General features: G+C 63.3%; 15 protein-coding genes. 3 read left to right on the top strand and 12 right to left on the bottom strand.

Annotated elements, in window-relative coordinates:
* Window positions 1–28 precede the first annotated feature (28 nt).
* Both K663_RS01125 and K663_RS01120 read right to left on the bottom strand, forming a co-directional pair.
* Window positions 29–403, bottom strand: coding sequence for an ArsR/SmtB family transcription factor (locus tag K663_RS01125; RefSeq protein ID WP_062113085.1), 375 nt, complete (start codon window positions 401–403; stop codon window positions 29–31).
* On the bottom strand, window positions 400–981 hold the full coding sequence (locus K663_RS01120; protein ID WP_235589548.1) for a peroxiredoxin: 582 nt from the start codon (window positions 979–981) through the stop codon (window positions 400–402). The genes K663_RS01125 and K663_RS01120 overlap by 4 nt, the downstream gene beginning before the upstream one ends.
* 195 nt (window positions 982–1,176) lie before the next feature.
* On the opposite strand from K663_RS01120, the gene trxC reads away from it, so the two are divergent.
* Window positions 1,177–1,620, top strand: a complete 444-nt coding sequence (gene trxC / locus K663_RS01115) for a thioredoxin TrxC (protein WP_062113078.1) — start codon at window positions 1,177–1,179, stop codon at window positions 1,618–1,620.
* Window positions 1,621–1,837: 217 nt separating this feature from the next.
* On the opposite strand, the gene K663_RS23090 is transcribed toward trxC, so the two are convergent.
* The 10 genes from K663_RS23090 to K663_RS01060 form a co-directional block, all read right to left on the bottom strand.
* Window positions 1,838–2,446, bottom strand: a complete 609-nt coding sequence (locus tag K663_RS23090) for an energy transducer TonB family protein (protein WP_235589480.1) — start codon at window positions 2,444–2,446, stop codon at window positions 1,838–1,840.
* Between the two features lie 119 nt (window positions 2,447–2,565).
* Complete coding sequence (locus tag K663_RS01105) at window positions 2,566–4,791, bottom strand: TonB-dependent receptor (protein ID WP_062120125.1); 2,226 nt, start codon at window positions 4,789–4,791, stop codon at window positions 2,566–2,568.
* A 64-nt stretch (window positions 4,792–4,855) separates the two neighbouring features.
* Window positions 4,856–5,206: a DUF2946 family protein gene (locus tag K663_RS01100; protein WP_235589479.1), complete on the bottom strand. Its 351-nt coding sequence runs from the start codon at window positions 5,204–5,206 to the stop codon at window positions 4,856–4,858.
* Window positions 5,207–5,727: 521 nt separating this feature from the next.
* A complete protein-coding gene (locus tag K663_RS01090; RefSeq protein WP_235589478.1) occupies window positions 5,728–8,652 on the bottom strand; it encodes a glycosyl hydrolase 115 family protein in 2,925 nt (974 codons plus the stop codon).
* A 113-nt stretch (window positions 8,653–8,765) separates the two neighbouring features.
* Window positions 8,766–11,858 carry a TonB-dependent receptor gene (locus tag K663_RS01085; protein WP_062113066.1) on the bottom strand — a complete coding sequence of 1,031 codons (3,093 nt, stop codon included), beginning with the start codon at window positions 11,856–11,858 and terminating at the stop codon, window positions 8,766–8,768.
* Window positions 11,859–12,124: 266 nt separating this feature from the next.
* Complete coding sequence (locus K663_RS01080; protein ID WP_062120118.1) at window positions 12,125–13,780, bottom strand: glycoside hydrolase family 43 protein; 1,656 nt, start codon at window positions 13,778–13,780, stop codon at window positions 12,125–12,127.
* Between the two features lie 303 nt (window positions 13,781–14,083).
* Window positions 14,084–16,027, bottom strand: coding sequence for a sialate O-acetylesterase (locus K663_RS01075; protein ID WP_062113062.1), 1,944 nt, complete (start codon window positions 16,025–16,027; stop codon window positions 14,084–14,086).
* A gap of 15 nt (window positions 16,028–16,042) precedes the next feature.
* Window positions 16,043–17,812 carry an IlvD/Edd family dehydratase gene (locus tag K663_RS01070; RefSeq protein WP_062113059.1) on the bottom strand — a complete coding sequence of 590 codons (1,770 nt, stop codon included), beginning with the start codon at window positions 17,810–17,812 and terminating at the stop codon, window positions 16,043–16,045.
* Window positions 17,813–17,824: 12 nt separating this feature from the next.
* Window positions 17,825–19,399, bottom strand: coding sequence for an aldehyde dehydrogenase (NADP(+)) (locus K663_RS01065; RefSeq protein ID WP_062113056.1), 1,575 nt, complete (start codon window positions 19,397–19,399; stop codon window positions 17,825–17,827).
* Window positions 19,400–19,433: 34 nt separating this feature from the next.
* Window positions 19,434–20,450 (bottom strand): sugar kinase, encoded by a 1,017-nt coding sequence (locus K663_RS01060; protein WP_062113053.1) that lies wholly within the window; start codon window positions 20,448–20,450, stop codon window positions 19,434–19,436.
* A gap of 113 nt (window positions 20,451–20,563) precedes the next feature.
* Between K663_RS01060 and K663_RS01055 the strand changes: the two genes are divergently transcribed.
* Window positions 20,564–21,709, top strand: a complete 1,146-nt coding sequence (locus K663_RS01055) for a fumarylacetoacetate hydrolase family protein (protein ID WP_062113050.1) — start codon at window positions 20,564–20,566, stop codon at window positions 21,707–21,709.
* On the top strand, window positions 21,706–22,467 hold the full coding sequence (locus K663_RS01050; RefSeq protein ID WP_062113047.1) for an SDR family NAD(P)-dependent oxidoreductase: 762 nt from the start codon (window positions 21,706–21,708) through the stop codon (window positions 22,465–22,467). Before K663_RS01055 ends, K663_RS01050 begins: the two co-directional genes overlap by 4 nt.
* Window positions 22,468–22,469 lie beyond the last annotated feature (2 nt).

Raw genomic sequence — 22,469 nt, 5'->3', positions numbered from 1 at the left:
TTTCAGTGCCAGTCCTTACGCCGCGTGATTACAAGATCTTGGCGAAGGTCGCAGCCGATCCCCGTGCCCGCGAGTCGGCAGTCTTTGCCGCGGGCTGCACCTCCTTCGCGGAAACTCCCGCGAGAGCACAGAGCAGCTTCGCCGTGCCTTCGAGCGTATTCGGCGCGAGGCTGTAGAAGACGAGCTTGGCGTCGCGGCGTGTCTGGACCAGGTCTGCCTTGCGCAGGATGGCAAGTTGCTGCGACAGTCCAGGCTGGCCGATGCCGGTCATGGTTTCGAGCTCGCCCACCGACTTCTCGCCATTTTCGAGCAGCGTGCGCATGAGTTTCAGCCGGACCTCATGGGCCAGCGCCTTGAGAACATCGGTGATCTCGTCGAGTTGCGTATCGGTGAAGGTCGTCACTTACCTGCCTCTTTTTGTTTGTCGGGCAAGGTTCGATGGAACCAGCAGGTCTCGCCTGCCGCATCGAGCGCCGAAGCCTGATCCTGATAGGGCGGGAGCAGCACGTCATCGCCGGGGTGCCAACCTTCGGGTGTCACCACATTGTCGCTATCGACCCGTTGCAGCGCTGCCAGCACGCGCAGAAGTTCGTCAACCGACCGCCCGATTGTGGCCGGATAGCAGAGCATCGCGCGAATAATGCCCTCGGGGTCGATGAAGAATGTCGAACGCAGCGTCGCCGCGTCGGGTGCATCTTCCGCAAGCATCCCATAAGCACGACCGATCACCAGCGACGGATCTTCGACGATCGGAAAACTGACCTTGACGCCGAAATGGTGATGAATCGCGCGTATCCACCCCAGATGCGAATAGAGGCTATCGACCGAGATCGCGACCAACTCGCAGTTCAACGCTTTGAACCGATCGCTGGCGCGCGAGAGCGCGACGAATTCGCTGGTGCAGACCGGCGTGAAGTCCGCGGGATGCGAGAACAGCACCACCCAGCGGCCACGATAATCGGACAGGCTCATATCTCCCATCGTCGTGCGCGCCTGAAAATTCGGCGCGGCATCGCCGATCTGTAGGATCCTGGCTGTGCAAGCGGCATTGACGTCTGCGCTCGAATTCAAATTTCTACTCCTGATGAGGCAAAGCCTTGAACCACCTTTTTTACACGGTTACATCATGCGCGTAAACGACTAAGCAGTGCTTGCGTTCCACAAGGAGACGTCCGCATGTCCGAGTCCCAGCTTGTGATTTGCCCGGTATGCGCGAGCATCAACCGGGTTCCGACTGCGAAGTCCGGCTTCGCGCCCAATTGCGGGCGATGCTCGATGCCGCTCTTCCAGGGCCAGCCCGTCGATGTCGACGGAGCCGCATTCGATCGCCATGTCGGTCGCGGAAGCCTCCCTGTTCTTGTGGATTTCTGGGCGAGCTGGTGCGGGCCATGTCGCGCGATGGCGCCGGCGTTCAAGGCCGCTGCCGCCGAACTGGAGCCAAAGGTACGGCTGCTGAAGGTCGATACCGAGGCCGAGCAAGGCGTTGCGGGACGTTATGGCATACGCTCTATCCCAACGATGATCCTGTTCAAGGACGGTCGAGAGATCGCGCGCCAGGCCGGCGCGATGGACCGCGCGCGAATCGTCGGATGGGCAAGGCACCTTCTCACCACCGCCTGACGATTCCATGCGGCTATAATTATCCTAAATGACGGCTTTAGGGCGCGCGTGCACTCGGTCTCATGCACCAAGACTCCCATATAATCGGCCATTTTCGGAAAAGACTGATAAACTCGACGCCCGCCTTCAAGGCGAAGATCACGCATGGCGAACGCTCGCTCGATGATTGCAAGGGCAAGTGGCTCGTCGCTATGATGGCGCCGCCTGCCAAGCGTCCTCAGTGAAAACTGAAGGGTATCGTGAAGATCAGCTGATCCCTTTCCACGTACATAGGAGGCGCTGCAAAGGGACTGGCGTTGCGCACCGTGCGGAGCGCCAACCGATCCAGGGCGGTGTTTCCACTGGATGACGAAAGCTCGACTGAAACCAGCTCGCCTTCACGGCCGACAACGAAACGCACCATGGCAACACCGGACAGATGCAGGCCCACAGGCTTGCGTGCCGCAATTCGCGCCCAGATCTGGCTCTGATAAGCCGCAAGCGCGCTCGCTTTCTTGTCGTCAGGAGCTTGTACCGGGACGACATCCGATTGTTCCGGCAACGGCTTGGCTTGAGATGGTGAGGATGGCAAGGGCCAGACTGTCGGCGGCACTGGGACCGGCAGCGACAGAGGTGTGGGTCGCGAAGTGGCCTTGCCGATCGCCTGCTCTCCAATGACTGCCCTTCCGGCCTGCGAGGCGGGAGGACGTTCGATCTCGCGCGGCCGAGCGCGCGGTTCGGATGAGGCCATTGGCGATAGAGTGGACAAGTTAAAGCTGCTCACTTCGCGGCGCGGCGCCGATGACATCATTAAGCCTGAGAGATTGCCATCGAGAACTGCCAGCATAAGCAGGCAGCATGACGCAGCGGCAAGGCCCGCACCCCAGCGCCGCGACCAGGCGGGGGACCGGCCATAGCCTGTCCTCCGCCCTTCCGTCAGCGATTTCCGACCCGAACGCATCGCCGTCAGAATGAGAGCGTGACGCCCGCATTGATCGAGCGTCCGCGGCCCGAGACGGGGCGCAGGACTCCGGTCGCCTTCAGGTCCCCGAGCGACATGCCGCCGAGCGGAGCGAAATAGGCCTTGTCGAACAGATTGTCCGCGCCAAGCGTCAGCCGTACATTGTCGATGCGATAGGCAAGCTGGACGTCAAGCAGCGCATAGCTTCCCGTCCGCGGTTCATTGCGGGTAGGATCGACGCGATCCTTCTCGCTGGCAATGGTCAGGTCGATCCGGGTTTCGAGACCGCCGATCCGATGTTCCAGCCCCAGCGCGGCGTTGAACGGCATCTGGTGATAGAGCGGTCCATGGTCCGTCAGGTTTTGCCCATGTAGCCAGCTCGCGCGCGCGGTCAGACGCGCGGTGCCCGCCGAGGATGATGACCAGAGCGGCACGGCGCCCGACAGGTCGATACCGTAGATTTCCGCCTTCTGGTTGAAGAATTGCAACTGGTCGAACGCGGTGGGCTGTCCCATCATGTCCGTGAAATCCGCCAGCTTCACGGCGTCGATATAATCATCAACATGGGTGTAATAGGGTGCGATCTTCAACGACCAGCCATCCTTGCCGCCGTTGTGGATCAATAGCGCGGCGCTCAGCGTATCCGCCTTTTCCGGGCGAAGCGCGAGGTTGCCGACATAGCCGTTCCCGTCGCCGAACCACCCGATCATGCGGCTCGCCATGCCGCCGCGGCCCCAGCTATAACGCTCGTAAATATTGGGCGAGCGCACCTTGCGGGCATAGCCTACCTCGATTTCCGCATGGCCGGACAGCGCGTAGCGAGCAAGGAGCGTGCCGCTCCAATTGCTGTCGTGCCGCTTACGGTCGGCCGCATTGAACGCCGCAGCCGCCATGACGTCGGCCATCTGCATCATACCGGTGCCATAGGGCGCGACGGTCCCGCTATTCATCCAGACCTGATCGTTGCGGATGCCGGCGACGATGGTGAGGCCACGATCCCAACGTTTTTCCCATTCGAGGAACGTGCCGAGGCGATCGCGATTGGCGCCGTTGACGTTGATGAACGCATTTGGCCCCATCATCATATTGCCCGCGACCGGCGGCCAGTAGTCGTTTAGCCATTGATGCTGGAATTCGTTGCCGAGGCGCAGCGTGCCAGCATTGCCCAGCAGGATATCCGCCTGCACCGCATATCCCGCGCTGTGGACCTCCGTGTTCATCGGCATCCCGCCGGTGGCCGTCCCGCCCTTGTCTGCGAGGAAATTCATGGCGTGGTCGGTGTCGCGCCAGTTCGCCCGGACATCGAGGTTGCCCCAATCGAAGACGCCCGCATAATGTCCGTTCAGGAACCAGGACCTGTTGGAGGTCATGTCCATATATTGATTGGGGAAGCCCTCATAAGGCGAGAAATGATAGCCGCCCTTCAGCTCCAATAGGCCGCTGCCGACCTGCGCGGCCAGGTTCAGGCTGTGATCGGTCTTTGCATATTCGCTCGACCGCACGGCGCCCAGCGATCCGCCGCCCTTGAAATTGTCAGCCTGGGTATAGGAGCCATTGTAGGTCAGGCTGAGCTTGTCGTTCGCCGCGGTCAGCGACAGCGAACCTCCGAAGCCGTCGCCGTTGCTTCGATAGAAGGTCGAGACTTCGCCAGTCAGCAGCGTTTCTCCCTGATCCGCGAACCGTGGCGGCGTGCTCTCGACGCGGATGATGCCCCCGATGCTGTCGCCGCCATAGCTGACTGGCGAAACACCCGTTATGACGTCGATTGCCCCCACGGTCTGCGGATCGGTATAGGACAACGGGGGATTCATGTCGTTCGGACACGCTGAGGCGATTGTTACGCCATCGACGAGAACGGTCAATCGCTGCGCTTCCAGACCGCGGATCACCGGCAGGGTGGAAAAGCCCCCTGCGCCGAAGCCGCTTACACCTGGCACGCTCTGCAGGATCGCCGCCGTGTCGCTTGAGCCGGTCTGACGATTACGGAGCCGTGCGGAGGAAATCCTTTCGCCCGCTACCGTCGGCGCCGTCTCGCTCGCTGAATCCACGTCGATCTCAGGTAGCACGGCCCCATCCTGTGCATGGGCCGTCGAGAACGGGCAGCATGCCAGCACAGCTACTAAGGCGGGAAAGGCAATGCCAGGGATCAGACGGGTCTTAAATGCGGCCGCGCCGGCGGAGGCACGCGCCAAGGGTGCCGCGCGGTGCGCGGCAAAAAGCAGAGGAGTCATGTCGAAATCCTGATTCACATAAGACGCCCGGAGGGGCGCCGATCAACGCGGAGAGTTGAGGGAATCAGACGACGGGCGGGCCGATCGCGGGCGGACGAAGATAGATGCCGCGCCAAAGGACTATTCGGGAAGGAAGACGGAAGCCCGTCGCAAGGACGAAGGCAATCGCGATGGCGAGCAGAATTGGATCGGCAGCCGCGAGCGTCGGCGATGACAGGCCGGAAAACGCACACGGCATCTCCGATTTCTCGGGCTTGCCATGGTCGTCGTTACCCGCCTGACCCGGCACCTCCATGGCGATCGTTTGAGCGCCTTGACCTGTGCAGAGCTGGACGAGAATCACGCCCTGCGAAACGACCGGCATAAAACCTGCGGGCATTACCGCCTTGACCAGCAAAGCGGCCCCGAAAAGCATCGCACATAGCCAACGGTGCCGAGCAAGGAGTTTGCGGGTGTCAGTCACGCTGCGCCGTCTATGCCGATATTCATGAATTGTCGAGAATGCCGAATCGATGTGTCTGATGTTCGCGATGCTGGACCTCAGCATGGTCCGTCCTTTCGAAGACACCGAAACGGATCGAGACCATAACCGAAGACCCAAGGCAGGCCCCCGCATCGCACGATTGCGTGAAGTCCCCTCGGAAATCCTGTGGTGTTTCGGGGCTATTGCCATCGCCGGGCGTAACGGACAATCCGTGATACGTTCCCAACATGGATGTCTGACGGGGACGGCGCCGCGGAGGTTATTCGGTCGCTCTACCGTCGAAATGGTATTCGTGCGCCTCGGCATCCGCCCCGTTCTTGTGGACCGCGCCGTCAACATGCTCGGGTGGACCGTAGATGGTGTAGAGCCGGAGAGGCTTCGCGCGACGCCGCCGCAATTGGGGCCGTTCTGAAAAGCCCCCCTGGCGCACGCTCAAACCGCTCGATCCCAACTCACGTCATTTCAAAAGGCATGCCGGGTGGAGGCGGACCGAAATATGAGTTGTCGGGTTCGTCCTTTGATATGATTATTTTCTGCAGGACCATAGTCGGATCGACCATTGCTACTGTCAGGACATGGCGGCCGGGACGATCCGCATTGACGTCAAACCGCATCGTTCGGGCGTTGTTGGCGGTATTGGGCAAATGCCTGTCGCCGAGGAAATCCTCGGCGACCCGATCCTCTGGCGAGAAGACGGCGTGCACGACCGGTGCCTGATCGTCCAGGATAACCGCGACCGATAACGTCCTGCCGGGAATGACTTCCAGCGTGGGGCTTGTCACCAGCAGGACATGGTATTGGCCGGCCTCCCCCAGAAAAATGTCATATTCCAGTCTAGGCGCGACGGTGGGATCCGGAAAGGAGCGGGCATCGACCGGGAATATGGACATGGCGGCCTTCACCCGGCCATAATCCTCGATGGCTTCCCAGCGGACTCCGTCGACGGCTATGGATCGGCGAAATGCGTTGGCCGGGATTGAAAATGCCTCCGTCAGTCCCCCGAACGTGCCTCGCGCTTCTTTCGCCTGGGATGCGGTCGCCTTGATGGCCGTGAGGCGGGCTTCTACCTTTTGGCGGCCCTTGTCGTCACGGACGGTGACGAGCGCGACGTTTTGCCCGACCGGCGCCCTGGCCCAGTCGACATCGATCCAGAAACGGCGGTCGAGGGGCGAACTGCTAAACGCCTTGCCTTCGCGGATCAGAACCCAGGGCTGGTCGGCGGTCACCTCGACAGCGACCGGATCAGTCCCGCGCGGGAATGTTTCGATATAGGTCGGCGTCTTCGATATGCTGTCGAGCACACGGAGCTTTGGTGGAAGATAATAGCCTGGCCATGAGTGCGCACTGCCATCTATCGCCACGCCGAAGCCACCGTCCGCTTTCAGGTCCAGATCGGCGACCGGCGGCATGATGTCGGCTTCCGGCGGATACCAGTCGAAATAACCGATGTGGGTCTGGTCCATCATGTGGTTCCATTTCCCACCGGCCATCTGATGATTATAATAATCGCTGAGCGCGTGATCGTAGAGAAAACGCCGGCGCACCTCCGCCGCTTCGGCGCGGGTGCTGGCGCGGGCCTGCTCGGCGAACCGGGCATTGCGCGCGGCTGCCACATACATGTTGGTCAGGTTCGCGCAGGCGCGCACGGGATGCAGCACAAGTTGGTAGAAGGCGTCGCGCTGGGCAGGGGCCAGCGCCGCATTCACCACCTCCGCCCGTTCGACCAGCTGGTTCCAGGCGTCGCACACCCGTTCCGCTTCCCGATAATGTTCCAGGCTGTACGTCCCGGGGCGCAACTGCTCCGGCTTGCGCCAGGCATTATATTTGGCATAGCGCGAAAGGAGGAAGGCGATCTCCTCGGCATGGTCTGGGCCGAACTGACATTCGGCCCAGTCGCGCGTCCACCGGGCGATCTTGTCCTTGTCGACCCGGGACGGGTCCCACGCCATCGCGATGAAGAATTCGACCGGCAGTTCAAGCGGTTTGAGATCCCCGACATTGGCGATCCATATCTCGTTGGCGCCATATTGATGCGCGAGGTTCATCTGTTCCCAGATCTTGGGCAGGGGATTGGAATTGAGCCATTGATAGGAGAACGGACCGCCGTGCATGTCCATGTGGAAATAGATGCCGTATCCGCCAGGCCGGTTACGCTCGGAAGGCAACGGCAGTCGGCGCAGATTGCCGACATTGTCGTCGGCGAACAGCAACGTCACGTCATCCGGCACCTTCAGTCCGGCGTCGTAATATTTGTAGACTTCCGTGAACAGCACCCAGACCTGGGGCACCTTTTCGGCCGGGCGTTCCATGGTCCGGGCGATTATGTCGCGCTGGTCGGCTATGATCGTTTCCAGCAAGGCTATGTCCGATTTGAGGCCGCCGGTGCTTTCCAGCGCGGTATCTCCGTCCCCGCGCATGCCGATGGTGACGATCACCTCATTGTTGCGGTTGCGCTCTATGCCCTCGCGAAAGAATTGCCGTATCGGCTCGCGGTTGGTGGCGTAATTCCATTGACCGTTGCCAAGATGTGACCGGCGGTCGGTCCAGTCCTTGTGCGCGCGCATCATGGGCTCATGATGGGACGTGCCCATGACGATGCCATATTCCTCGGCCAGGCGAGGACTTGCGGGATCATCCTCGGCGAAGCTGTTGTTCCACATGGCCGGCCAGAGATAATTGGCTCTCAGCCGCAGCATCAGTTCGAACAGTTTCGCGTAGAATTTAGAATTCATGCCGCCGAATTTTTCGGTCGTCCATCCCGACAGGCAGGGCGCTTCGTCATTCAGGAATATCCCGCGATATTTGACCGCGGGCGCGCCCTGAACATAGCGCCCGTAGCTGACCCGGATCTGGTTCTGCTTGGCTACGGGGACATCAGCCCACCAGTACCAGGGGGAAACGCCGATGGTGCGGGACAGGTCGTAGACGCCGTAGATCGCACCGCGCTTGTCGCTTCCCGCGATGACCAGCGCTTCCCTGACCCCCGGCAACGGGCTGGCGACCGTCTGCACGACGAAGGATTCCCATTTCCCGCGAATGTCGGCAGCGTCCAGCTTGCCGTTCGAAATCAGGCGATCGATCACCGGACTGTGCCCGAGCGATCCGACGATGATGATTCGGGGGGGGAGGGTATCGGCGCTGGACAGTATTTCGGCATTCGTGCCCGTGACACGCCCGATGTCGGCCGCCAGATCGCTGACGGCACGGCGCACGCCGGCCAGATCCGCAGGGTCCACGAAGATCGGTGTAATTTCGCCCGTGGCAAGAGCGATGTCGAATCCGGGCTTGCGTCGGTCGAACCGCACTGCGGCCGCCAGGGGCGAGGCGAGGAGACCGGCGGCCATCGCGCCGCTCAAGATGCTGCGCCTCGTAAACAACGTCAGTCTCCTTGCAAAGCGGAAGACCGGCAGGCCCTCCCGGCGGTCGGTCCATGCGCCAACCTGGTGTATAAGGAGGGGCGCGTCATTGCGACGCCCCCCCTCCCCGCGTTCTAGAACGTACCGCGCAAGCCGATCAGGAACTGGCGACCGGGCTTGTACGACGTGTACGTCGCATTCTCGAACTGATAGTAAGACCGCAACGTCGCATTGGTGAAATTGGCGACGTTGAAGGTCAACTGCGGCGCACCGGGGATCCCGAAGATCTTGTCCAGGTCGAACGACGAGGAGAAATCATAGGTCGTGTAGTCGTCGGTGAACAGCGCTGCGGCGGGAATGCCGTTCTGGGCCAGATTGCTGCTTTGCGATCCCTGCCGATAGGTGGTCGAGACACGCAACATCACGCCGTTCTTTTCGTAATAACCCGTGATGTTATAGGTGAACGGCGCGACGCCGAAGGCGGTCGCGGGACCATCGCTGCGCTGGTCGACGATCGTCGCATTGGCGTTGAAGCCGAAGCCGGTCACGCCGATCTTGCGGGTGATGAAGTCCAGCGGCTGTACCCACTGGAATTCGAGGCCGTTGATCGTCAGCTTGTTGGGCACGTTGACCTGCGACGTCACTTGGACCTGCGCTGCAGATGGACCACCGCGCGAGTCGATGGCGATCCGCTGCGTGGGATTGATGGTGTCGTAGGTGATCCCGTATTGCGCCAGGCTGGCGAACGGCACCGTCGTGATCGAGGTGGTCGTGAACCCCTTGATCGACTTGCGGAACGCATTGAAGCTGATCACGCCTTCCCGGCCGGTATAATATTCGAAGCCCAGATCGAGGTTTGTGGACATGTAGGGCGACAGCGCGGGGTTACCGATGGATGCCTGATCAGCCGATGGCGCGCTGAAGTTGACGCCTGGCAGCTGCGCGGCCGGGTCCGGTCGGGTCATGGTCCGCGAAGCCGCGGCGCGGACGACGGCGTTGTCACCCACATCATAGGCGAAAGTGGCTGCCGGAAGCCATTTGGTGTATTTGTTGTTCGTCGTCACGATCGTTACGACGTTGGGGTAGCGGGCGCCATCAGGCAGGGTGCCGGTGGACGTCGTGTTGCGCGGGTCGGGGAGCGAAACCCGCCCAGCGATGGTTTGGTCGGTGTTGACGTAACGAACCCCGACGTTGAACCGCAGCATATTGCCGCCAAGTTCCTGCTCGCCATTGACCGTGACGAAGGCCGACTTGACCTTTTCGCGGATCAGGCCGCCGCTGGCGCCCGTCGTCGAACCGCCACTGTCCGGCGCGTTGGCGAGGAACTGGTCATAGTTCGTGGCGTCGGCGAAGGCAGGAAAATTCACCGTCACGAAGCCGGCCGGGCCCGGCATGAGGTAAGTGGGGGCCGCGCTATTGGGCACCAGAGAGCCGCCATATGACACCGGCCCCGTCATGCCGGCGCTGAATCCAGTGCCGAGCCCGGGATAGGTGGGGTAGCCGGCTGGCGCGGAGCCGGGTGCATCGAGGCCCTCGCAGGCCGGCTGCGAGTTGGGTGAAGGCACGAAGACGTTCGGATTATTGCCGCAGACCGCGTTCTGCCAGGCCTGTGTGTTGTCGTAGCCTCTGATGCGACGGGACACATCGTCATAGGCGCCGCCGACCTGCACGTTGAGGGCCTTGTCGCCCCAGGTCAGGTCGCCGCGCACGCCCTTGTTGATGTTCAGTCGCTTCTCGCCGTTCAGGCTCGCGCGGCTGCCCGTGTACCACCCGAAGTTGGCAGGATTGTTGAGGTCGAGGTCGCTCGTGATCGTCGGTATGCCGCCGTCGTTCGCAAAGGTGACGGTATTGCCGACGCCGAGCGACGTGGTCATGCCAATAGTCGGGTTTTCGCGGTGAAAGGTGGAGCGCGCGTAATTTCCCTGCAGCTTCAATGTGAGACGGTCGGAAATTGCCCATTCAAGGCCGGGGTTGATATTGAACAGCTCGGTAGTTTCGAGATAGGGACGGAATTCGTTGAAAAACTGCGCGTTGGCGAATGTTCCGCCGGTCACGGTGCAGCCGGCGCTGCAGTCAGACTTGTCAAATGTGAGGTTGGTCGGAATGATCGCGCTGTTGCGCACGATCCACGCCATATTTTCACGGATCAGGTCGTTATGCTTATACCCATAGAGGCCATCGACGTAAAATTGGAGTTCATCGGAGGGCCGCCATTCGGCGCTGACGATCGCGTTGATCCGGTCGCGGCGGCCGCGCATGCTGGAAAAACGCCCAAGGCGCGGCAACAGGCCGTTGTCAATCTGCTGTATCGTCGCGCCTGGGTTGTTGGCGAGCAGGAAGGCTTGATCGATCGTAGTGCCGGCAACCAAACCGGCGCCCGCGCCAGCGGGCACGGTGTCGGGGATGGTCCAGTTGCCGCCGCCGGTCGTGTTGCAACCCGTCGAGGCGCCGCACTGGGCTGCTGTGAGGTTGGGATTGGTATAGCCGATCGTCTCGAAACCGCGGCTGTCGGTGTACATCCGCTGCGCCGAGACACCGGCAAGAATACCGAAGGTGTCGTTGCGCCAGCTGCCGATCAGCGATCCGCGCGCGCCGATCCGATCCTCCGGCGATTGCTTGGTGGCCTGGACATTATAGGTCAGGAACGACTTTGCGCGATCGAACGGCCGTGCTGATCGCAAGTCGATATTACCTGCGGCGCCGCCTTCCTGAAGGTTGGCGGTATAGCTCTTGTTTACCGTCAGCTTGGTGAACAGATCCGTCGGGAAGAAGCTGAGATCTACCGCACGATCGGTGCCCTGCGCGTCGGTAACCCCCGATGAGGCGACTGCGATCGTCGCGCCGTTCAACGTCACATTAGTGAAATTCGGACCCAGTCCGCGAATCGCGACATTGGTGCCTTCACCCGTGACGTCGCGAGAGATCGTGATACCCGGGATGCGGTTGAAGGATTCAGCAATATTGGTGTCAGGAAATTTGCCGATGTCCTCGGCAAAGATCGAGTCGGTGAAGCCATTGGATTCACGTTTGGCGTTGGTCGCCTGGGCCAGGCTTGAGCGATAGCCTGTCACGATGATGTCTTCCACCGAGGCGTTTTCGCTCTGCGGCAGGGAGGCGGGCTGGGTGTCCTGCTGTGCGACGGCCGTCATGGGCAGCGTTGCCGTCAGCATCGTGGCGCCGAGCAATATGGTTCGCGCCTTGGGCAAAGAAAATCGGTTGTAGGGCATTTTCAGTTCCTCTCTCTTATTTTCAACAATGCAGCGATTACGGTTAGCCCCGGCGGCGCTGGTCATTGGGGCAATGCACCTGCGTGTTGTTTGCGATATTCCAGACGGGGTCGTTGCGGTCCGGACAGGGCGATGCCGCGCTGGTGGAAGCGAATGCTGTCATTGTTGATCCTCCCGGTGACGTTGTCGGGTTGAGTCCGCGATCTTTGGTAGCGGTAACATTTCCAGTTGTACGCTGATGTGTCAATAGCAATCTCATTCGACAGCTACGGGATTGCCGCGTACGGTCCGATCACCGTCCCCACGAAACCTCCGGCGCGCGCCGTGCTCAGAAACGAGGCATCGAAATTCTGGAGCAGAGTGTGCCGCTCCTTGCCGATCGCATAATCGAAGCTCATGCTGCCTCCGGCTGCTTTCATGGTAAGGGTGAGAGCCGGTCCGACCCGCACGGGCGCGGCGGCGACCAGCCGATCCGCCTTCGCCTTATCACGAACATACAGAGCGACTATCGCCTTGCCGCGGGTTCGGGCGATACCGAAGAACAGGAAGGACTCGTCGCTTTGAACAGCGGCCAGACCCGCGCGTTCCCCGTCCTGTTCCGGTGTAAACCGAATGGTGGTCGAAACCGTGGCGATGTGGTGCTGCTGTCGCCGCCCGATAAAGGTGGGAACGCGAGAGCGATCGCCCAGGGGAGCGCCAGGGTCCATCACAAGCGCCCCGCCTTCCAGTCGGTAGAGCGGTTTGCCAGGCGTGCGGATTCCGATCCACTGCGGCCCGAGGGCCTTTTCGCTGAACGTGTCGACATAGCCGAAATCACCACTGGTGGGGAGCGCCGGCGGCGCGGCGGCGGGCAGCGCCGGGCGGGCCGTAGCGAACGGTATGGCAGTTTTGTGGGGCAGTATGCGAGGCCATCCGTTGCGCCAGGTGACAGGGAGAAAAAACGTCTCGCGGCCGATGTTGAACAGGCCATCGCGGTAGGGGCGCGTGGCAAGAAAGGTTGCCCACCAATCCCCGTTGGGCAGTTGCACGAACTTGGCATGGCCCGCCGCGAAGATCGCATCCGGGCGCCCAGGGGGCAGATCACGCTGCGTCAGGATCGGATTGTCGGCGTAGGGCAGGTATGGGCCGCGCAGATTGTGTGACCGAAAAACGACCTGCGAGTGATTTTCGCTCGTGCCGCCCTCTGCTGCGATAAGATAGTAGAAATCGCCTCTCTGGAAGATGTGCGGACCCTCGATCCATACCGGCTTCTGCCGGATATCAACCCCGCCGTTGACCAACTGGGTGCTTTCCCCGACCATCTTGCCGGAACGCCAGTCGAATTCCTGGATCCAGATGGCGCGATGTCCGTCGTAACGTGGCGGCTCGTCAGGCGCCCGGTTGTTTACGATGAAGGCGCGATCGCCTTCCCAGTAGATAGACGGATCGATACCTTCGAAGGGAAGCCAGACAGGGTCCGACCATGGGCCAGCCGGATTGGTGGCGGTGATGACGAAATTCTCACCACATCTCACGCAGGTGTTGACGATGTAGAACAGGCCATCATGCCAGGAAATGTCCGGGGCGAACGCCCCGTCGGATATGGCGCGACCCTCGAAATTCAGTTGGCTTGGCCGATCGATCGCATTGCCGATCTGAACCCAGTTGACCAGATCCCTGGAATGGAAAACGGGCAACCCCGGAAAATGCGAGAAGGACGAGTTTACAAGATAATAATCGTTACCCACCCGCGTGATCGACGGATCGGGATAATAGCCCGACAGGATCGGATTGCGGAACTGGCCAGGCTTGAGCCGCACCGTTTCCATGGACCGCCCCTCATAGCGGAAATCTTCAAATCGGGCGGTTCCGGCGACGCCGATTGACGGCAGGGCAAGCAGGGCCAAAGCCGTCAGGCCGGCCAAGAATGGGCGCGGGTTCATAAATGCAGGCTGGACATCAAGAAGGCTGCGTTCGGGCGCTGGCATCGCCATGGTCCGCGTTTCCGCAATGCTGGCGATGGACACGCGCTCCTGCTCCCTTCCCTTTTCAGGCGACACGCGATCGAATGATTGCGCTACCATTTCTTGTTTGCGTATGATGTTACCGTTGAGTCGTCAACCCGTAAGATTGAAGCGTGAGGGGCTGACGGCATGTAAATGAATGTTGTGGATGCGTGCCGTTCAGCGCTCACGTCTGGCTCCGTGCGTGCCGCCGCCCATATCGGCGGCGGTTTGCGCGGTTCGTTATCGGCCGGTGACGGTCAATTCGAACGGTCCGGCCGGAAGGCCGCTCAAGTCGTACAGATTAACGACCGGGCTTTCGGTCCAGGCATAACGGACCCTGTTCGTGGGGCGGCCGTCCCCGGCCAGCGTAATGCTGTCCTTTCCGACACTGGCTGTGGCGTAGCGGCAATCGTCAGCCCGTGCGCCGCACAGTTCGAAGCCGATGGCCTGCGCGCTGCTGCGGGTGACAAGCGCACCGGACACGTCGGCGAAGCGCACGGTGACGGACCCGTCCGGCATCCTGTCCGCCGCGATCGCGCGGGGACCGGACGGGGGGCCCGCCTCTTCATAGGCGATGGATCGCATGGCCCGCGCCAGCCTGCGCCCGACCTCGTGCTTTTCGCCAGGGTGGATGTCCAGTGGATCGCCCAGATCAATCGTCAGCGCGAGCGCGGCGTGCGGATCGCCTTGCGCCACCTGTCGCTGCTGTTCGCGCAGTTCGGCCGTCCGGCTCTGAGCGGGGGCAGTGGTCGTGGCGCCATAAGGAGCAATCTGAACGATGGCGAACGGAAGGCCGGCATTGCCGAACTGCCTGCGCCAGTCGGCCATCATCGCCCGCAATCTGTCGGCATAGCCCGGAATCCCGACGTCGGATTCGCCCTGATACCAGGCCACGCCCTTCAGGCCGATGTCGCCCAGAGGGGCGATCATGGCATTGTAGATCATGCCCGCGCCGGCAAGGTCGTCCCATGGCGCGCGCGGGGCGTTCTGAGGCCGTCTTGGTTCGACGGCGTAAGACCATCCCGAACCGATCGGCACGACACTGCCATCGGCAAACCGGATGACCATGCTGTCCGCAGGCCCTGTCATCCCGCCCCTGGCCCACACGTCGTTGAGATTCACCCGCAGGACGTTTCGCCCGGCCTGGAACGTGCCGGGTGGTACCGGGTAGCGCCGCAGCGATTCGGGATCTCCATCGCTACCAACCGCTTTTCCGTTGACCCAGCTCTGGTCCGCGTCGTCGAGCTGGCCCAGTTCGAGCGTCGCCCCCATGCGGGCCTGCTCGGCGGTCAGACTGACATCCTTGCTGAACCAGATCATACCGTTGTAGTCGGCCAGCGCGGGAACGCCCCAATCTTCCCAATATGTCATCCGGGGAACCGGCTTCCATTCGATCGCGGCGTTCGGCTGCCATGGTTCCGCCCCCGGCGCGTCGCCGGTTGACGCGCGCCACCAGGCTTCCCAGTCGGCGCCGAATCGGCGTGCGGCTGCTGCGGGATCGCGGGCATAGACAGCGCGCAGCTGCGCCGCCTGCTTCTGTCCAGAATCGACCAGCGCCGGATCGCCCATCCAAGTGCTGATGCGCGATCCGCCCCAGCTGGAAGCTATGGCGCCGATGGGCACCTTGGCTGTGCGGCGCAGATTCTTGACCATATAGAAGCATGCTGCGGAAAAGGTCGCCACGCTGTCCGGGCTGGCCACTGCCCAGGCGGGTGAACCGGGAAGAGCGGGCTGCGGCGCCGGTGCGGTGCCGCGAGGGATGGTAATCAGGCGCAGAGCGGGGTCAGCGGACGCGGCGATCTGGCTACGCGCGTCCTGGGCGCGGCTGACCTGCAGTTCCATGTTGGACTGGCCCGAACACAGGAAGACATCACCGATCAGCACATCGTCGGCATGCGCCTCGCCCGACGGTGCGGTGACGGACAGGACGTAAGGGCCGCCCGCCCCCATCGTCGGCAGCCGCACCGAAAATCGTCCACTTTGGTCTGCGCGCCCGCTCCCCCGCGCATTGCCGAGCGTAACCGTCACAGGCTCGCCGACCCTGGCGGACCCGGTGACGCGAATGGGTCTGTCGCGCTGAAGCACGGCATGGGATCCGAAGATCGGGTCCAACTCCGGCTGCGCGAATGCCGGTTGCGCGGCGAGCGCCGCCGCCGTCAGGGCAACCCGGGGGATGATGGCCATGATCGTTCGCCCTTTTTAGTGATTATGTCGCGGGGTGCGCCGGGAAATGCCGCGATATTTGACCGCCATTTCCAGCACCGCCCCCGTCTCCATCTGGCCGGTCTTTTCCCGGAACAGCTCTTCCCAGGGCGTATTGGACGGCGGACTGGGGGGCGGAGCCTCCTGTCGCCGACGCGCGATCTCCGCCTCGTCCACCAGCGCGTCGCAGCGACCCTTGTTGATGTCGATGCGCAGCCTGTCCCCTGTCCGCAACCACGACAGACCGCCGCCCGCCGCGCTTTCAGGCGAGATGTTGAGGATGGAGGGACTGTCCGACGTGCCCGACTGGCGACCGTCGCCCAGCGTCGGCAACCACTGGACGCCGCGCCGGATCAGCGCATCGGGCGGCTGCATGTTCACCACTTCCGCCGATCCCGGCCAGCCGATCGGCCCCGCCCCCCGCATGACCAGAATGCAATTTTCGTCGATGGCGAGGGACGGATCGTTGATGCGGTGGTGATAGTCCTCCCCGCCTTCGAAGACGATCGCGCGCCCTTCGAATATGCCTTCCGATCCGGGCGTCGAAAGGTAGCGCTGGCGGAACTCCTCGCTGATGACCGATGTCTTCATGATGCCGAAGTCGAACAGATTGCCCGACAGGACCAGGAATCCGGCCCGTTCGCGCAGGGGGGCATCGAACGGGCGGATGACGTCGCGATCGCGGGTTTCCCGGCCAGTCAGGTTTTCGCCCATCGTGCGGCCGGTAACGGTGACGCAATCGCCCGACAACCGGCCCGCCTGCAGCAATTCCCACAATATGGCCGGGACACCGCCGGCGCGGTGGAAGCGCTCGCCCAGGTAACGACCGGCCGGCTGCATATCGAGCAACAGGGGCAGGTCGTACCCCTCGTCCATCCAGTCGGCGGCGGTAAGCTCCACGCCGGCATGGCGGGCCATCGCCATGACATGCGGCTGTGCGTTGCTGGAACCGCCAAGCGCGCTGACCACGCGGATCGCGTTCAGGAAACTGTCGCGCGTCAATATGTCCGACGGTCGCAGATCCTCATGCGCCATCTCGACGATGCGACGGCCGGTTTCATAGGCCATCTGCCCGCGTTCGCGATAGGGAGCGGGGATCGCCGCGCATCCCGTCAGCGACAGGCCCAGCGCTTCGGCCACCGCATTCATGGTGGAGGCCGTGCCCATGGTGTTGCAATGACCGGCGGACGGCGCGCTGTCGCAGGCGCGGCGCAGGAACTCTTCCTCGTCAATCTCCCCCGCCGCCAATTTCCGGCGGCTGCGCCAGATGACGGTGCCCGATCCCACCAGTTCACCCTCGTGCCAGCCGTCCAGCATCGGGCCGCCGGACAGGACGATTGCGGGTATATCGACCGTGCTCGCGGCCATGATGCCGGACGGCGTCGTCTTGTCGCAGCCGGTGGTCAGGACCACCGCGTCGATAGGGTAGCCGTAAAGGATCTCCACGAGCCCCAGATAAGCGAGATTGCGGTCCAGCGCGGCGGTCGGGCGGCGGCAGTTTTCGAAGATTGGATGGACCGGAAACTCCATCGCGATGCCGCCCGCGTCGCGGATGCCGTCGCGCACCCGCTTCGCCAGGTCGAGGTGGATGCGGTTGCAGGGGGACAGGTCGCTGCCGGTCTGGGCGATGCCGATGATCGGCCGGCCCGATCGCAGTTCCGCAGGCGTGATGCCGTAGTTCATAAACCGCTCCAGATAGAGGGCGACCATGTCCGAACGGGCGGGGTCGGCGAACCAGTCCTGCGAGCGGAAACGGGATTGTGTCATGTTCTGGCCCCTTCAGTCCGCCTGGAGAACGCCGTCGATCCGCCGGGGCAGCGACCACGGATTGTCCGGCGCGAGCGGCTGGGGCAGCAGCGACGCGGGCAGGCCCTGATAGCAGACCGGCCGCAGGAACCGGTCGATCGCCAGCGTGCCGACAGAGGTCGTCCGGCTGTCGGACGTCGCCGGATAGGGGCCGCCATGCACCATGGCGTGGCAGACCTCCACGCCCGTCGGCCAGCCATTGGCCAGGATGCGCCCGACCTTGCGTTCCAGCAGGGGGATGAGCGCGGCGGCGGCAGGCTCGTCGTCGGCATCCAGCATCAGCGTGGCGGTAAGCTGCCCTTCCAGTCCTGCGATCACCGTTGCAGCTTCGGTCATGTCGCGCACGGTGACGATGATCGCGGAGGAACCGAAGACTTCGTGCGACAAGGCCGGATCGGCCAGGAAGCGCGCGGCGCTGGTGCGGAACAGCGCGCCGCGCGCCTGGTTCACGCCATCGCCGACGCAGCCGCGCGCCACCGGGGTTACCGCTTCGTGCGACTCCAGGGCTTCCACGCCGCTTTCGAAGCTTGCGTGAATACCCGGCGTCAGCATGGGCTGCGGCTTGCTGTCGGCCAGCGCTGCCGCCGCCGCGTCGACGAAAGTGTCGAGATCAGGCCCGCCGACCGCGATCACCAGCCCCGGATTGGTGCAGAACTGCCCCGCGCCCATCGTCAGCGACTGGACGAAGGCGGGACCAAGCGCCGCGCCTCTTGTCTTCAGCGCGGCGGGGAACAGGATGACCGGATTGATCGAACTCATTTCGGCGTAGACCGGAATCGGTTCGGCACCACCGGCAGCTATTTTCATCAGGGCAAGCCCCCCCGCGCGCGAGCCGGTGAAGCCCACCGCTTTTATGCGGGGATCGGCGACGAGCGCGGCGCCCAGTTCATTGGTCGCGCCGGGCAGGAAGGAAAACACGCCTTCGGGCAGGCCGCAGTTGGCCACGGCGGTCGCGATGGCACGGGCGACCAGTTCTCCCGTACCCGGATGGGCGGGGTGCCCTTTCACCACGACGGGGCAGCCGGCCGCCAACGCCGCCGCCGTGTCGCCGCCCGCGACCGAGAAGGCGAGCGGGAAGTTGCTGGCCCCGAAGACGGCGACGGGACCGATCGCCAGATGGCGACGGCGCAGGTCGGGACGGGGCAGCGGCTGCCGGTCCGGCAGGGCAGGATCGATCGTAACCTGCGCCCAGGAGCCATCCCGTAACATCTGCGCAAACAGGCGCAACTGGCCCGTGGTGCGGCCGCGCTCACCCTCCAGCCGAGCGCGGGGCAGCCCGGTTTCCGCCATGGCCCGCTCGATCAGCGGATCGCCGATTGCGACGATCTCGTCCGCTATCGACTCGAGGAACGTCGCCCGCGCTTCGGGAGGCACATCGGCAAAAGCAATGGCCGCCGCCTCCGCCAGCGCGCATGCCCGGTCGACATCGGTCGCGTCCGCGTTGCTGAAAGGGGGCGCAAGGACTGCGCCGGTGGCCGGATCGACCGCGTCGAAGAACGGCTCTCTGGAAGCATCTTTCGCCCCGATCAATATTGCGCCCGTGATCATGTCCTGTCCTTTGTTCAAGAGGGAGAAATAGCGACTACCGCTGCACGTCGAACCGGCCTTGCCGGAAAGCCGCGACGTCGGACGGGCGCGAAATGCTGGCGTCGCCAGCGATGAAATGTTTGAGGCAGGCCAGCGCCAGGCCCTGCTCCGCGGCTTCCTGCGCGCCCCGATGAAGCGCGGCCAGCACACCGGCGGCGAAAGCGTCTCCGGTGCCGATTCGATCGGTTATCGCGTTCAACGCGACCTCGTCCGTCTGATGGAAGCCGTGCCGACCGTCCACGCGCGCCGAAAGACGATAATGTGTGGCGTCCAGAGTAGTGCGCGCGGTGGATGCGATATGGGCCAGGCCGGGAAAGGCATCCAACAGCGCCACAGCGGCTTCCCGGCGGCGATCCGGGCCGCTGCCGCTGAAATCGCGACCCAGCAGCAGGCCAATGTCGCGATGACTGCCGATGAACAGGTCGGCCAGGGCTACATAGTCGGTCAGGATGGCGCGCGGATCGCCATCCCACTGGCCCCACAGTGTCGCGCGATAATTGCCGTCGAACGACAGGGACACGCCCAGCGCCTTCGCTGCGCGGGCAGCAGCAAGACCCAGCTGCGCGCTGGCCGGGCCGAGCGCTGGCGTGATACCCGACAGGTGGAGCCAGCGCACGCCGCGCAGCAGGCAGGGCCAGTCGAAATCCTCCGCCTTGGCCAGTGCAAAGGTCGATCCGGCGCGATCGTAAATGATCGACGAAGCCCTCACGCCGGCGCCCGGACTGAGGAAATAGAGGCCCATGCGCCCGGAGGTCCGGACCATGCCGGTCGTCGCCACGCCATGGCGACGAAGATGGTCGATCGCGGCATCGCCTAGCGGGCCGTCCGGCAGTCGGCTGACGAACCGGGCGTCCAAGCCAAGCTGCGCCAGCGCTACCGCGACATTCGCCTCGGCCCCGCCAAAATGCGCCCGCACGCCAGGCGAGTCGAGCAGGCGCCCACCTTCGGAGCCGGACAGCCGCAGCAGCATTTCGCCCAGGCACAGGACCGCGCCGCTCACTGATTCGCCCATCGCCCGCTCCGCATCATGCCATCTCCCACGGCCGCCTTATGTAACCACTTGACAGCACCGGCCGTCCTATGGTGGTAGCGCTATCAGTGATAAGTGTCGAGTAGGAGTTGGCGATGTCTGGGGATTTTTCCTTGCGTGACGATGTACCGGCGGATTGGCGGGCGGCCCGTTTCGTCGGCCGGGTCATGCAGGCGGCTGGCCCAAGCCCCATTCTGGTCGATCGGGGCGTCGTCTACGATATGTCCACGGTCGCGCCCACCGTTTCCATGCTGATCGATGCGTTGCCGCTCGACACTGGCTCCGGTCGCGCGCTGGGCGATCTGGACAAGCTGGATCTGCCGTTGCTCAGCCCGATCGATCTGCAGTGCGTGAAGGCCTGCGGCGTCACCTTCGCGCTGTCCGCGATCGAGCGGGTGATCGAGGAGCGCGCGCGCGGCGACTCCGCTGCAGCGCTGGATATTCGCGCCCGGCTGGAGGCGCAGGTCGGCGGTTCGATCCGCGCCGTCGTGCCGGGATCGCCCGAAGCCGCCGCGCTGAAACAGGCGCTGATCGAGGACGGGCTGTGGTCGCAATATCTCGAAGTCGCGATCGGTCCCGATGCGGAAGTCTTCACCAAGGCGCCGGTGCTGTCGACCGTGGGCGCGGGCGCGCAGATCGGCATCCGGTCCGATTCGACCTGGAATAATCCCGAACCCGAAATCGTGCTGATCGTCGATTCGGCGGGCAAGGCGGTTGGCGCGACGCTCGGCAACGACGTCAATCTGCGTGATTTCGAGGGACGGTCCGCGCTGCTGCTGGGCAAGGCCAAGGATAATAATGCCTCCTGCGCGCTGGGCCCGTTGATCCGCCTGTTCGACGATGATTTCACCATGGACGATGTCCGCGCGGCGGAGGTCGAACTGGTTATCGAAGGACCAGAGGGCTATCGACTGGAGGGCGTCAGCAGCATGGCGCAGATCAGCCGCGATCCGCTGGAACTGGTCCGCCAGACGCTCAGCGAGCATCAATATCCCGACGGTTTCGCCCTGTTCCTGGGCACGCTGTTCGCGCCGGTTCAGGATCGCGACGATCCGGGACGGGGCTTCACCCACAAGGTCGGCGATCGCGTATCGATCGCCACGCCCCGGCTGGGCCGGCTGGTCAACCGGGTGGCGACGTCGAAGGATGCGCCGCCCTGGACCGTCGGGCTGGGCGCCTTCATGGCCAATCTGGCGGCGCGCGGCCTGATTGGACGCCAGATGGAGGACATGCGCGCATGACCGCGTCCGCCATTTATCCCAGCCTTGTGGGGAAACGGGTTTTCATCAGCGGCGGTGGCAGCGGCATCGGTGAAGGGCTGGTCGAAGCCTTCGTCGCTCAGGGCGCGCGCGTGGCCTTCTGCGACATATTGGAAAAGGAAGGAGCGGCGCTCGTCGCCCGGTCTAAGGACGCGGCTTTCGCGCCTTCCTTTCACATCTGCGACCTGCGTGATGTGAACGCCGTCCAGCAGGTGATGGCGGACGCCGAGCAGGCGCTGGGCGGCATCGACATTCTTGTCAACAATGCTGGCAATGACGATCGCCATGCCATGGCGGATGTGACCCCCGCTTACTGGGACGAACGCATGGCCGTGAACCTGCGGCATATGTTCTTCGCCGCGCAGGCGGCGGTGCCCGCCATGCGCAGGGCCGGGGGCGGCGTCATCCTGAACTTCGGGTCGATCAGCTGGCATCTGGGCCTGCCCGACCTGGTGCTGTACCAGACGGCGAAGGCCGCGATCGAAGGGATGACGCGCGGCATGGCGCGCGATCTGGGCCGCGACAATATCCGCGTCAACACCATCGTGCCGGGCAATGTGAAGACGCCGCGCCAGATGAAATGGTACACGCAGGAGGGGGAAGCGGATATCGTCGCGGCCCAGTGCCTGGACGCGCGGATCATGCCCGTCGACGTCGCCGCGATCGCCCTGTTCCTGGCATCCGATGACGCGCGCATGTGCACCGGTCATGATTATTTCGTCGATGCCGGCTGGCGCTGAGC

The organism is Sphingobium sp. MI1205, assembly GCF_001563285.1.
GTDB lineage: Bacteria > Pseudomonadota > Alphaproteobacteria > Sphingomonadales > Sphingomonadaceae > Sphingobium.
This window is presented reverse-complemented; position numbering and strand designations above follow the sequence as displayed.

What these genes read in the sequence shown, in the direction of transcription:
- trxC (WP_062113078.1), top strand. Translation starts at nt 1,177, where the DNA reads ATGTCCGAGTCCCAGCTTGTGATTTGCCCGGTATGCGCGAGCATCAAC.
- K663_RS01050 (WP_062113047.1), top strand. Translation starts at nt 21,706, where the DNA reads ATGACCGCGTCCGCCATTTATCCCAGCCTTGTGGGGAAACGGGTTTTC.
- K663_RS01100 (WP_235589479.1), bottom strand. Translation starts at nt 5,206, where the DNA reads ATGCTTTTCGGGGCCGCTTTGCTGGTCAAGGCGGTAATGCCCGCAGGT.
- K663_RS01070 (WP_062113059.1), bottom strand. Translation starts at nt 17,812, where the DNA reads ATGACACAATCCCGTTTCCGCTCGCAGGACTGGTTCGCCGACCCCGCC.
- K663_RS01075 (WP_062113062.1), bottom strand. Translation starts at nt 16,027, where the DNA reads ATGGCCATCATCCCCCGGGTTGCCCTGACGGCGGCGGCGCTCGCCGCG.
- K663_RS01060 (WP_062113053.1), bottom strand. Translation starts at nt 20,450, where the DNA reads ATGGGCGAATCAGTGAGCGGCGCGGTCCTGTGCCTGGGCGAAATGCTG.
- K663_RS01120 (WP_235589548.1), bottom strand. Translation starts at nt 981, where the DNA reads ATGGGAGATATGAGCCTGTCCGATTATCGTGGCCGCTGGGTGGTGCTG.
- K663_RS01055 (WP_062113050.1), top strand. Translation starts at nt 20,564, where the DNA reads ATGTCTGGGGATTTTTCCTTGCGTGACGATGTACCGGCGGATTGGCGG.
- K663_RS01085 (WP_062113066.1), bottom strand. Translation starts at nt 11,858, where the DNA reads ATGCCCTACAACCGATTTTCTTTGCCCAAGGCGCGAACCATATTGCTC.
- K663_RS01080 (WP_062120118.1), bottom strand. Translation starts at nt 13,780, where the DNA reads ATGAACCCGCGCCCATTCTTGGCCGGCCTGACGGCTTTGGCCCTGCTT.
- K663_RS23090 (WP_235589480.1), bottom strand. Translation starts at nt 2,446, where the DNA reads ATGCTGGCAGTTCTCGATGGCAATCTCTCAGGCTTAATGATGTCATCG.
- K663_RS01065 (WP_062113056.1), bottom strand. Translation starts at nt 19,399, where the DNA reads ATGATCACGGGCGCAATATTGATCGGGGCGAAAGATGCTTCCAGAGAG.
- K663_RS01105 (WP_062120125.1), bottom strand. Translation starts at nt 4,791, where the DNA reads ATGACTCCTCTGCTTTTTGCCGCGCACCGCGCGGCACCCTTGGCGCGT.